Origin of the sequence: Streptomyces sp., assembly GCF_031181555.1 — a bacterium.
GTDB classification, from domain to species: Bacteria; Actinomycetota; Actinomycetes; order Streptomycetales; family Streptomycetaceae; genus Streptomyces; species Streptomyces fimbriatus.
Map to the genome: position 1 here is coordinate 1 of NZ_JAPSKQ010000069.1, position 12,055 is coordinate 12,055.

Genomic DNA, 12,055 nt, shown 5'->3' on the forward strand with positions numbered 1-12,055 from the left:
TGCTCTACGGCAACGCCTCCGCGCTGCAGATCGGCCTGTACGTCTGGAACCGCCGCCACAACGTCTCGCCGCACGAGCCGGAGGGCTCCGGCGGTGTGGCCGGCATGGTGATGTCCGCGCTGTCGGCACCGCTCTACGCGAAGGCGCTGATCGACTCCCTCCTGCGCAAGAAGAGCAAGTTCGTGGTCACCCCCAAGGGCGACTCGGCCAGCCCGGACACCTGGTTCGGAACCTTCCGGTACCACTGGTACTTCATCCTGATCTTCGCCGGCTCCATCGCCGCCGGCTTCGTCTACGGCCACTCGCACCCGGCGATGGTCATCTGGGCCACGTTCGCCCTGCTGATCACCGCGGCGCCGATGTTCGCCTGGCGCCACGCCATGCGCCAGGACAGGAAGAAGCCGCCGGGCGCCCATGCCGCGGGACAGCGGCAGGACGCCGCCGAAGCGCCCCGGACGCAGCCGCTGCCGCAGATGCCGCAGCAGCACGCGCCGCACGCCCCGCAGGACCGGCCCAGCTGGGCCGGCGCGCACGGCGGACCGGCCGCGCCGGGCGGACCGGGAGGCACCGGGCACACCCCGGGCAACGACCAGACCATGCAGATCGCCCTTGGTGGACTTGGGGGACGTAAGGAATGACTGACCGTGCAGGCCGCCGTCGCGCCCGTCGGATCGCGATAGGCACGGCGGTGGTACTCGCGCTGGCCGGAATGAACGGGCCGTGGCTGTACCGCTTCGGGACCGAGCAATACCACCAGTACAAGATCAACCAACCCGAGTACAAAGCCGCGAACGGCAAGTGGGAGATCGTCGAGTTCCCCGAGGAGTACCGGCAGAACACCATCCACGCGGCGCTGCTGCACACCGGCAAGGTGCTGCTCGTCGCGGGGTCGGGCAACAACCAGGACAACTTCGACGCGAAGAAGTACGACACCCGGATCTGGGACCCGGTCAAGGGCACGATCAAGAAGGTGCCGACGCCGACCGACCTGTTCTGCACCGGCCACACCCAGCTCGCCAACGGCAATCTGCTGATCGCGGGCGGCACCAAGCGGTACGAGAAGCTCAAGGGCGACGTGAAGAAGGCGGGCGGCCTGATGGTCGTCCACAACGAGAACCCGGACAAGCCGATCACCCTGCCGGCGGGCACCAAGTTCGTCGGCAAGGAGAACGGCAAGACCTTCGTCTCCAAGGACCCGGTGCTCGTCCCGCGCGCCAAGAAGAACTTCGACAAGGAGACCGGCGAGTTCCTGGGCAACACCCCGGGCTACGGCCGTACCTACGTCGAGGCGCAGAAGGAGGGCGCCGAGTACGAGACCGGCACGCAGGACAACTACACCGTGCAGGGTCTCAGCGGCGAGGACGCGCGCAACACGTACGGCATCGCCGAGAAGCTCGCCCTGGACAAGAAGGACTTCCAGGGCATCGACGACGCCTTCGAGTTCGACCCGGTCGCCGAGAAGTACATCAAGGTCGACCCGATGAAGGAGTCCCGCTGGTACCCGACGCTCACCACCCTGAGCGACGGCAGGATCCTCAGCGTCTCCGGCCTCGACGACATCGGCCAGCTGGTCCCGGGCAAGAACGAGGTCTACGACCCGAAGACCAAGAAGTGGACCTACACCGAGAAGGTCCGCCAGTTCCCGACGTACCCGGCGCTGTTCCTGATGCAGAACGGCAAGATCTTCTACTCGGGTTCGAACGCGGGCTACGGACCGGACGACGTGGGCCGCGACCCCGGCGTCTGGGACGTGGAGACCAACAAGTTCACCAAGATCCCCGGCATGAGCGACGCCAACATGCTGGAGACGTCCGGCACGGTGCTGCTGCCGCCGGCGCAGGACGAGAAGTACATGGTGATCGGCGGCGGCGGCGTCGGCGAGTCCCGGCTGTCCAGCGAGAAGACCCGCATCGTCGACCTCAAGGCCGACGCCCCGAGGTTCGTCGACGGCCCCTCGCTGGACAAGGGCACCCGCTACCCGCAGGCCTCGATCCTGCCGAACGACGACGTGCTCGTCTCCGGGGGCTCGGAGGACTACCGCGGGCGCAGCGACTCCAACATCCTCGAGGCGCGGATCTACGACACGGAGAAGAACGAGTTCAAGCGGGTCGCCGACCCGCTGGTGGGCCGCAACTACCACTCGGGCTCCATCCTGCTGCCCGACGGCCGCGTGATGTTCTTCGGCTCGGACTCGCTGTTCGCGGACAAGGCGAACACCAAGCCGGGCAAGTTCGAGCAGCGCATCGAGATCTACACGCCGCCGTACCTGTACGGCGACCAGGAGCGGCCCGAGCTGTCGGACGGGCCGGAGACCATCGAGCGCGGCGGGTCGGGCACGTTCACCTCGAAGGACGCCGCGCGCGTCAAGAACGTCCGCCTGATCCGGCCGAGCGCCTCGACCCACGTCACCGACGTGGACCAGCGGTCGATCGCGCTGGACTTCGAGGCCGACGGCGACAAGCTGACCGTGACGGTGCCGGAGAACCGGAACCTGGTCCAGGCCGGCTGGTACATGCTGTTCGTCACCGACGGCGAGGGCACGCCGAGCAAGGCCCAGTGGGTCCGGGTGCCGTAACCCCACGGCGAGCACGGGAGAAGAGGGCGCCCTCCGCGCGGAGGGCGCCCTCTTCCTGCGCTCCTCCCCTTCTCCTCCCGTCCTCTTCCTGCGTGTTGGCCCGAAACACCCTTGCCCGTGCACGGCAGCTGGTGTGATCTCTGGGGGACGTTGCTGACGCGTGTGGTCAACGGTGGCGGGGGATACGGGGAGATGACCGAGCCGACCGCATCGGATCAGGTGGCCGAGGAGGTCCTCGCGTCCGCGACCGTCCAGGTCGCGGACGCCGACGGCCACATCGGCGGCCTGGGCGTGCTGATCGCGCCCACCCTGGTGCTGACGTGTGCCCATGTCGTCCTGGGCGCCGCGCGACTGCCCCTGACCCGGGCCGAGCCGCCCGCCGCGCCCGTGCGGGTCCGGCTGGTCCTGGCGGCGGGCGGTGAGGAGACCGAGGCCGTCGTCCGGCACTGGGTGCCGGTGCGCGGGGACGGCAGCGGGGACGTCGCCGTCCTGTCCCTGGCCCGCCCGCCGGCGGGTGCCCGGCCGGTCCTCATGGTGGCGCCGCACGCCGTGTGGGACCACCGGGCGATGGTTTTCGGTCTGCCGGACGACGGCACCGGCGGCGGCTGGCACACCGCGGTGCTGCGCGGCCGTACCGGCACCGGGCGGCTGCAGATGTCACCGCTCGACGCGCAGTCGGACCCGGTCCAGCCCGGGTTCAGCGGCTCCGCCGTCTGGGATCTCGAACTGGGCGCCGTGGTGGGCGTCGTGGCGTCGGTCTCGTCGCCGCGCCGCGGGCAGAGCTTCTGCATCCCGACCCGCACGGTGCTCGACGAGGTGCCGGAACTGGCCGAACTGCTCGCCCCGGCGTCCCCGTTCCCGGGACTGCGCCCGTTCACCGAGGAGGACAGCGCGCACTTCTTCGGCCGGGACGAGGACGTCGACGCCGTCACCGCCCTGCTGTGCCCGCAGGGGCCGCCCGAGGGCTGTGTGACGCTGACCGGGCCCTCCGGTTCCGGCAAGTCCTCCCTCCTCATGGCCGGGGTGCTGCCCCGCCTCCGGGAGCAGGGCACGCAGGTCGTCACGCTGCGCGCCGAGGGCCGTCTGCCGGACGCCGGCACGGTCCGCGACGCCCTGGAACGCCACCGGCCGGCGCCCGGCGTCGTGCTGGCCCTCGACCAGGCGGAGGCCCTGCTGCTGCGCCCCGAGGAGGACCTGCGCGAGCTGGTGGACCGCCTCCTGGACGCCTGCGCCCACCCCGGAACCGGCGTCCTCGTGGTCCTGCGGACCGACTTCCAGGACGCGGCGCTGCGGCACCCGCAGCTGAGCAGACTGGTCGGCGGCGCGCCCGCCCACCAGCTGGGCCTCATGACCCGCGAACAGCTCACCGAGGTGGTCCGGCTGCCGCTGCGCGCCATCCCCGGCGTGGAGTACGAGAACGGGCTGGCCGACCGTCTCGTCGAGGACGCGGCCGGCCGCCCGGGAGCCCTGCCCCTGCTGGGGTTCGTGCTGAACACCCTGTGGGAACGGCAGACCGGCGGCCGGCTCCGCCTGGACGCCTACCACGAACTGGGCGGCGTGGGCGGCGTGCTGAGCAGCACGGCGGACTCGGCCTGGCGCCGTGCGCTGCGGAGTGCGCCGGCGGAGGTCGCGGCCGGTCTGCTCCGTGCGCTGATCCAGGTCCCGCCGGGCGGCACCACCGCGCTGCGCGCCCGGCTCCCCCGCCGCGACGCGGGCGAGGAGCGGTGGGCCATCGCCCGGAGCCTGGCCGAGGCCCGCGTGCTCGTACTGGGCGCGGACCCCGAGCGGGGCGAGACGGTGGAACTGGCCCACGAGGCCCTGATCGAGCACTGGCAGCCGCTGGCGGAACAGCTCCGAAGCGACCGCGCGTTCCTCGCCTGGCGCGGTGAACTGCGCTACGACCGGGCCCGCTGGTGGCGGGAGGGACGACCGGACGGTGCCCTGCTGGAGGACCCCGCCCTCGCCGCGGCCGAGCGGTGGCTCACCGAGCGCGGCGACGAACTGACCGACGACGACCGGGAGTTCATCGCCGCGAGCGTCGCCCTGCGGGAACGCAAGAGACGCGAGGCCGCGAGGTCCGAGCGGCGCAGACGCTCCCTGCGGTATCTGGGAGTGGGGATCACCGTCCTGGCGGTGGTGGCGGCCTCGGTGGTCTCCGTGCTGTACCTGAACCTGCTGGAGGAACAGCGCCGGCTCGCGTCCGACCGGCTGGCCCAGCAGGCGGCGACCTACGACGACGTGTCGCTGGTGACCTCTTCCCTGTACGCCGCCGCCGCGTACCGCACCGACGCCCGCCCGGACGCGCGCTCCGCGCTGCTGGCGCAGTACCTGCGGTTCCGGGACGTGGAGCGGATCGCGATGGAGAACCGCACCGAGGTGGAGAGCGTCACGCTCACCGAGGACGGCGCACACCTCTACGCCCTGCTGAAGAACGGCGACTTCGTGGACATGGATCTGCGGGGGAAGAAACGGCCCGAGCCCGTCCAGCGGACCAAGAACGGCGACAACGCCCGCATCGCCGTCTCGCCCGACGGGCGGATCGTCGCCCGGGCGAGCGACTGGGGCGTGGTCTCCCTCGGAGTGCGGGACACCGACGACCCCGACTCGCGCGCCCTTCGACTCGTCCCGCTGCGGGGGGTCAAGGACATCCGGGACAATCTGCGAGGCGTCCACGACCTGCGCTTCGACGGCGACGGGAAGCGGATCCTCGCCGCCGTTCCCCGCGAGGGAGTACTCGTGTGGCGCACGGACGACGGCCGCCGCACGGGCCGTACGCTCGTCCCGCCGCGCGGCTGGGACGCGGCGCAGGCCTGGTTCGGCGCGGACGGCACGGTGGTGGCGCGGATCGTGCCCTCCGGTGCCACCGCGACCGACGGGCGGGGCCGTCTGGTCTCCTGGGACCTGGACCGGGGAACGCTCCACCGCCCCTGGGGCGAACGGGCAGCGGCCTCCGCGGCGGCCAGCGGCAACGGGAACACCCTGGTCACGTGCACGGAGCAGGGCGCCCTCGAAGCCTGGCGGCTGGGTGCGACGCCCCGTCGTTTCCAGAGCTGGAACAACAGCGCCTTCCCGGGGCTGTGCCCGCTGTACGCGCCCCGCCTCGACGCGACGGGCCGCTATCTGATCAACCCCACCGGACGGGTCGGCGCCGATCTCGGGCGGCTGCGCTTCCTCGTCCTCGATCTGGAGAAGGGCTGGCCGGCCACCTTCGACACCCCCGCCGCCGCCGTCGAGGACCAGGCCGTCACCGGCCGCACCTTCGCACCGCCGGTCGCCCTGGCCGGTCCTCCCGATGACCTGCGGGCCGCGGTCGGCGTCGGCGGGAACATCGTCACCGTACGGGTCCGGCCGCCCGCGGAGTTCGACACCAACGCCCTGATCAACCGCATCCGCACCCTGGACGGACCCCGCGACAGGATGGCGGTTGTCGACACCGACGGCACGGGACTTCAGCTCTGGGATCTGTCCGGCCGGCGGTTCCTCGCATCGGCACGGGCGTCGCAGCGGCTGGCCGCCCTGTACGCCGCCTTCACCCCGGACGGTCGGTGGATGCTGACCGTCGCCGAGGACCAGCGCACGGTCCTCGTCTGGCGGATCGCCGAGGAGGCGGGCAGAACCGTGCTCCGCGAGGAGCACAAGCTGAGGCTTCCCTCCCCGCCCGGCCTGAACGCCGCCGGGCCGGACCCGCTCACGGGACTCACCCCGTCCTGGATCACCATCGACTTCTCCGACGACGACCACGCCGTGATCTCGGGCCTGTCGTACGTCTCCCGCTGGCGGCTCGACACCGGTGAGCTGGACGGCAGGACCTTCCAGCCCTCGGTCCAAGAGGGGTATCAGCTGGCCAACGAGGCGGCGTGGACCTTCGCCGGCGCCGTCCCGGGCAAACCGCAGGCGGTGGTGCGGAACACCGACGGAATCGGCGTCTGGGACTTCCGTACCGGCGAGTTCACGCGATGGTTCAGGAAGGAGGAGGAGGACCGGTCGATCCGGTGGATGGTCCTCTCCCCCGACGGCAAGCAGTTGGCCGTCCAGTACGCGGGCGGCGAGGTGCGTCTGTGGGACGTGAAGAAGAAAAGGGCGACAGCGACCCTGACCTACGACAGGGTGTACTGGCTCGGCCGGTTCCTGGGCGACCGTGCCCTTCACACCACCACCGAGGCCGGTGAGCAGTTGGTGCGGGACGTCACCAACGGCCGGGAGCTGTACCGCTACTACGTGGGATACGGCTCGGTCATCTCACCGAGCGCCGACGGGAAGACCCTGACCATCATCGACGGATCACGGGTCGCCGACGTACCGCTCGACCCCGAGGTGTGGATCGAGCGGGTGTGCGGCCTGGCCCAGAGGGAGCTGAACGACGGGGAGCGGGACCTGGCGGCCGACCGCGGCGAGGTCGAGGACGTGTGCCCCGACTTCTGAGGCTCCGTCAGCCGCTGGCCTCGGCGAGCTTCAGCGCGTAGTCCTCCCACCACTGGCCCGCCTTGGGACCGCCCTTGCACTCGCCGTCCGACTCACCGGGCCGCTTCACCCACAGGTAGGCGTCGACCAGTGGGTCCGCGGTCTTCACCGTCGGGGCCTCGCCGAGCGCGCGGCCGGGCGGGTTGCACCAGCGCTCGTCCGCGGCGCCCCCGGTGTACGGGCCGTTGCCGTTGCGGCTGGTGTCGATGACGAAGGGCTTGTCGCCGACCTTGGCGGAGAGCTGCTTGCCGTAGGCGATGGAGTCCTCGGTGGAGTAGAAGTTGGAGACGTTCACCGAGAAGCCGTCGGCCCGGTCGATGCCCGCCCACTTGAGCGGCTCGAAGATCTGGTCGGGGTTGCCCCAGCCGGCGTTGCCCGCGTCCAGGTAGACCTTGGTGTTCTTCAGGGCCTTCAGCTTGGTGATGGCGCCCTTGAGGAGGTCGTAGCGCTCCTCGTGGAACTCCTCCGGGGTGCAGCCGTCCACCAGGTGCAGCACCGCGTCGGGCTCGAGTATCACGGTCGCCGGCCGGTCCCCGATGCCCTTGGCGACGCCGTCGATGAAGGCGCGGTAGGCGTCGCCGTCGGCGGCACCGCCCTGCGAGTACTGGCCGCAGTCGCGGTGCGGGATGTTGTAGAGGACCAGCAGCGCGGTGCGGCCCGCCTTGTCGGCGGCCTCGGTGAAGCCGCGGGCCTGCTCCTCCGGGTTCTCCGGGCTGATCCACTCGCCGACGGGCTGCTCGGCGATCTTGCGGATCTGCTCGGCCTCCTCCTTCTTGCCGGCCTTCTCCAGTGCGGCGACCTGCCGTGCGGCGGTGCCGTCCGGGTTGACCCAGAAGGGATCGGACTCCTTCGGCTGCTGCGTGATCCCCGCGCCGGCGCTCTTCCCCGACTCGTCCCCCTTGCCGTCGGAGGAGGAGCACCCCGTGATCAGCAGTGCCGCCCCCAGCACCACTGCGGACGCCCGCCTCCCGGCGAACGCCCCGACCCCCCTGCTGCCGTACATCCAACCCCCCTTGGGTGCACTTGTTCCAAGTGTTCCGAGCCCCAATCCTGACATACGCCCAGCGGCCCCCACGAGGCCGAGCCCTCGTTGTCCGCAGGCTGTTACGGCCCGGTTTCCCGGGCGGGCCCGCGCGGTGCCGTGCGCGCCGGAACGGCGGGACCACCTGCGGACATCACGGATCGCGACCGGTCCGGGACGCGATGTTCCCCCACCCCTGGGCCCGGGCGCGCCTTTCGTTCCGGAGCCGTGCCCACCGACCCCGCCGCCCCCGCCGGGCCGCGCCCGGCGAGGGCTCCGCCCGTCCTGGGCCCCCGCGACCTCCCGCGCGCCCGCGGGCCCCTCCCGCGGTCCGTGCCCGCGCGGTCGAGAACCGGCCCGGTCGGCGGCCTCAAGGGGGAGCGGGTCGCCGGCCGGACCGGGTGAGGGGCGGACCGCCGTGCGGGCGCTCAACGGGTGGTCGCGGTCAGCGCCTCGGTCACCTGCCCGGTGGGCGCTCCGGTCGGCGTTCCGGTCAGGTAGGCCGAGACGATCACGTCGGCCGTGCAGCCGCCGCTCGCCCGGTCGAAGCCGCCGCCGCAGGTGACCAGCCGGAGTTCCGCCCGGCCGGGGTGGCGCGGCCCGTAGGCCTGCCGGGCGTCGAAGCGGTCCCGGCTCATGACCCGGACGTCCTCGACGGTGAACTCGGCGACCTCGGCGTCCGCGCGGACCACCCTGATCCTCTGGCCGGGCCGCAGCGTGCCCACCTCGTGGAAGACGGCGGGCCGGGTCCCGGTGCCGACGTGCCCCACCATCAGCGCGGTGCCGGCCGCCCCCGGCGCCGCCCCGCCCGCGTACCAGCCGACCGTGTCCGGCCGGTCGAACGGCGGCGGATCGGGCACCCCGCGTCCGTCCAGGCCGCGGGCGGTCACCGGTGCCCGGACGCCGAGGTCGGGGATGTCGAGGCGCTGCGGCGGTGCGGCGCCCAAGGGGCGGTGCGGCGGGGGCGGCTCGGCCCGGGGCGGGCGGCCGGCGGCCGCCATGTCGCCCGTGGTGGGCCCGGAGGTCCCGGGCGGGACGTCGGACGCCTCGCGGCCCCACAGCCACACCCCCAGCAGCAGCACCAGCCAGGCCACGCCGGTGAGCAGCCGTCCGGTGCCGGACGGGGAACGTTCCCGCTCCGTCATGACCGGCCCGTTCCGCTGCTCCGTCGGACGCGGTCGCGCACGACGGCCACCGCCGCGGCCCCCACGAGCGCCGGGCCGGTCACCGTCCGGGCCGGGCCGGGCCCGTCCTCGCGGGTGGTGTCGGCGGCCGTGCGCGTGGTGGCGCCGGCGTCGACGGGGGCGGCGGACGGGGCCGGCGCGAGGCCCTCGCCGACCGCCGCGTGCGCCGTCGGCGTGACCGCGGCCGCGGTCAGGACGCCGGTACAGAGAGCGAGTCGCAGGGAACCCATCGTGAACCTCCAGATGCCTGGAGGGTCCCCCGCGGGTCACGGCACCGCATCCTCGCGGTGCCGTGACTGCTCCGTACGGGTGATGCTTCGGGCGGTGGAGGTTCGAACCCGGCCCGGGTGGTGCGAGGTGCGGTCACACGAGGTCGACGAGGTCCGCGATGGAGTCCACGACCTTGGACGGACGGTAGGGGAAGTTCTCCACCTGCTCCGGCAGGGTCAGTCCGGTGAGCACCAGGAACGTCTGCATCCCGGCCTCGATGCCGGCCAGCACGTCGGTGTCCATGCGGTCGCCGATCATCGCGCTGCTCTCGGAGTGGGCCCCGATGGCGTTGAGCCCGGTGCGCATCATCAGCGGGTTGGGCTTGCCCGCGAAGTACGGCTGCTTGCCGGTCGCCTTGGTGATCAGCGCGGCCACCGCGCCGGTCGCCGGGAGCGGCCCTTCGGCGGAGGGACCGGTCTCGTCGGGGTTGGTGCAGATGAACCGGGCGCCGTTGTTGATGAGCCGTACGGCCTTCGTCATCGCCTCGAAGGAGTAGGTGCGGGTCTCGCCGAGGACGACGTAGTCCGGCTCGTGGTCGGTGAGGATGTAGCCGATGTCGTGCAGCGCGGTGGTCAGGCCGGCCTCGCCGATGACGTACGCGGAGCCGTTCGGGCGCTGGTCGCCGAGGAACTTGGCGGTGGCGAGGGCGGAGGTCCAGATGTTCTCGATCGGCACCTCCAGGCCCATGCGGCGCAGCCGGGCGTGCAGGTCGCGCGGGGTGTAGATCGAGTTGTTGGTGAGGACCAGGAAGGGTTTGCCGGACTCGCGGAGCTTCTTGATGAAGGTGTCGGCGCCGGGGATCGGGATGCCCTCGTGGATGAGCACGCCGTCCATGTCGGTGAGCCACGACTCGATGGGCTTGCGGTCTGCCATGTGTGTCGAACTCCTGGCGTTTCGTACGGGCAGGGGCGGGGGCGCCGGAACCACGGCGTACCGACGCCCCCAGCCTAATCAGGACTGTGCCGGACGGACCCCGCCGATCACCCGGTACCGGTTGCCGTCCCCGGTGCACCGGGACCGGACGCGGGCCGTGCGGGCCCCGGCCGGGACCCGGAGCGTCACGGTCCCGGTGCGGGAGGGCACGTCGGCGGTGCGGGTCCGCACGGTGACGGGTGCCCCGTCGCCGGAGGAGATCAGCACCTCTTCCTTCTGCGGGGACTCCTGCCGGTGGCAGGTGGTGCGGGCCGGGGTCCTGGTCGTTCGGGCGGTCCGCGCAGGGATGTCCGCAGGCGGCTGCCGCCCGGTCAGCGGCGGCCGCGGGCCAGGAGCAGGGCGCCGGTGCCGGTGAGCAGTACGGCCGCGGCGGTGAGGGCGGCGTGGAGGGGGTGGAAGCCGGTGCCGGCGAGTTCGCCGGGGGCGTCGGGGCGGGGCCGGTGAGGGGGCTGCGGGACGGGGCCCGTCGGGGCGGCGGCGACGATGCGGAAGCGGTAGTCGTTGGACTGGCCGATCCAGTCGCCGTCGTCCTCGTGGCGCTGCACGACGGCGGCGTTGGCGGTGACCTCGCCGGGCACGGCGTCCGGGGTGATCGCGAGGCGGACCTTCACGGTGAGGGTCCTGCCGGGTCCGACGGTGAACCCGGGAAAGCCCGCGTCCTCGGCGGCGAAGGCGCCGACGAGCTCGTCCCGGTCGGTGGACTCGAACCGGACGGGGTGGGGCCGCTTCCCGTCGTAGAACTCCAGACGGGGCTGCGAGGGCTTCAGCGCCCGCGCCTCGTCGACGAGCACGACGACGGGATGGACGCCGGTGCAGGGGCGCCGGGTGGTGTTGGTCAGCTCCAGGTGCCAGGTCCCGGAGCCGCCGCCGGCCGTGTAGGAGGCGGGGCCGCCGTGGAGGCGGGTGGTGAGCGGGAAGGCGCGGTCCTCGGCGGAGGCGCAGACGGGCAGGGTGGCCCGTGGTTCCGCGTGCGCGGAGGCGACGGGCGCGGAGGCGGCGAGGAGGGCGGCTGCCGCCACCAGGCAGGGGGACACGGGCGTGAACAGTCGCATGGACATATGAGCATGCCGATGGACCGCGGTCCCGGACACCGCCATTGGGGCCACGGGACCCGGACGGGGGGCGAATGCCCTCGATCGGCGGCAGCGGTGTGCCGAGGGGCGGCGGGTGCGTCAGGCGGCGGGTGCGTCAGACGGCGTGAAAGTGGCGCGATCGGGTGTTGCCGCTCCGCTTCGCAAGCCGCAGCCTGAGGGGGCGGGAGCGCTCCCATGACGTCGGCGCCCCACAGGACCCCGCCACTTCCGGCACCCCGGCACTCCCGACACCCCGGCACCCCGGCACACGGAAAGAAGGAGGAAAGAAGGACATCATGGATTGTCATATACATGTCCATAACGTACGGCGCCGCCTGACGCTCGTTCTGGGCGCTCTCATCGCGGTGCTGCCGTCCCTCCTGCTGACCGCCCTCGCCCCGCCGCCCGCCGCGGCGGCGGAGAACGCGTCACCCGTCCCCCTGCCGTCGCTCCACGCGACCACCACCCAGGTCGCCTCCGGGCTGAGACGGCCCACCGCCCTCGCCGCCCCCGACGACGGCACGGACCGGCTGTTCAT

At 72.5% G+C, this 12,055-nt stretch carries 7 protein-coding genes and 2 pseudogenes; 4 read left to right on the top strand and 5 right to left on the bottom strand.

Translation table 11 applies throughout. From position 1 onward, the window contains the following. From RIM90_RS16180 to RIM90_RS16190, 3 genes and pseudogenes are all read left to right on the top strand, one after another. A pseudogene (locus RIM90_RS16180) lies at positions 1-638 on the top strand (glycosyl transferase); the annotation flags it as partial. Further along, a complete protein-coding gene (locus tag RIM90_RS16185) occupies positions 635-2,575 on the top strand; it encodes a kelch motif-containing protein (RefSeq protein WP_309061409.1) in 1,941 nt (646 codons plus the stop codon). The pseudogene RIM90_RS16180 and the gene RIM90_RS16185, both read left to right, overlap by 4 nt. 192 nt (positions 2,576-2,767) lie before the next feature. Beyond that, positions 2,768-6,997 carry a trypsin-like peptidase domain-containing protein gene (locus RIM90_RS16190; protein ID WP_309061410.1) on the top strand — a complete coding sequence of 1,410 codons (4,230 nt, stop codon included), beginning with the start codon at positions 2,768-2,770 and terminating at the stop codon, positions 6,995-6,997. Positions 6,998-7,004: 7 nt separating this feature from the next. On the opposite strand, the gene RIM90_RS16195 is transcribed toward RIM90_RS16190, so the two are convergent. The 5 genes from RIM90_RS16195 to RIM90_RS16215 form a co-directional block, all read right to left on the bottom strand. Beyond that, the gene (locus RIM90_RS16195) at positions 7,005-8,039 is read right to left on the bottom strand and encodes a glycoside hydrolase family 6 protein (protein WP_309061411.1); all 1,035 of its coding nucleotides are present in this window, start codon (positions 8,037-8,039) and stop codon (positions 7,005-7,007) included. Between the two features lie 446 nt (positions 8,040-8,485). Next, positions 8,486-9,202 carry a class F sortase gene (locus RIM90_RS16200; protein ID WP_309061412.1) on the bottom strand — a complete coding sequence of 239 codons (717 nt, stop codon included), beginning with the start codon at positions 9,200-9,202 and terminating at the stop codon, positions 8,486-8,488. After that, complete coding sequence (locus RIM90_RS16205) at positions 9,199-9,471, bottom strand: hypothetical protein (protein ID WP_309061413.1); 273 nt, start codon at positions 9,469-9,471, stop codon at positions 9,199-9,201. Before RIM90_RS16205 ends, RIM90_RS16200 begins: the two co-directional genes overlap by 4 nt. A 133-nt stretch (positions 9,472-9,604) precedes the next feature. Beyond that, positions 9,605-10,384 (bottom strand): HAD-IIA family hydrolase, encoded by a 780-nt coding sequence (locus RIM90_RS16210; RefSeq protein WP_309061414.1) that lies wholly within the window; start codon positions 10,382-10,384, stop codon positions 9,605-9,607. Between the two features lie 371 nt (positions 10,385-10,755). Then, positions 10,756-11,502 (bottom strand): hypothetical protein, encoded by a 747-nt coding sequence (locus tag RIM90_RS16215; protein WP_309061415.1) that lies wholly within the window; start codon positions 11,500-11,502, stop codon positions 10,756-10,758. Positions 11,503-11,813: 311 nt separating this feature from the next. On the opposite strand from RIM90_RS16215, the pseudogene RIM90_RS16220 reads away from it, so the two are divergent. Continuing rightward, a pseudogene (locus tag RIM90_RS16220) lies at positions 11,814-12,055 on the top strand (glucose/sorbosone dehydrogenase-like protein); the annotation flags it as partial.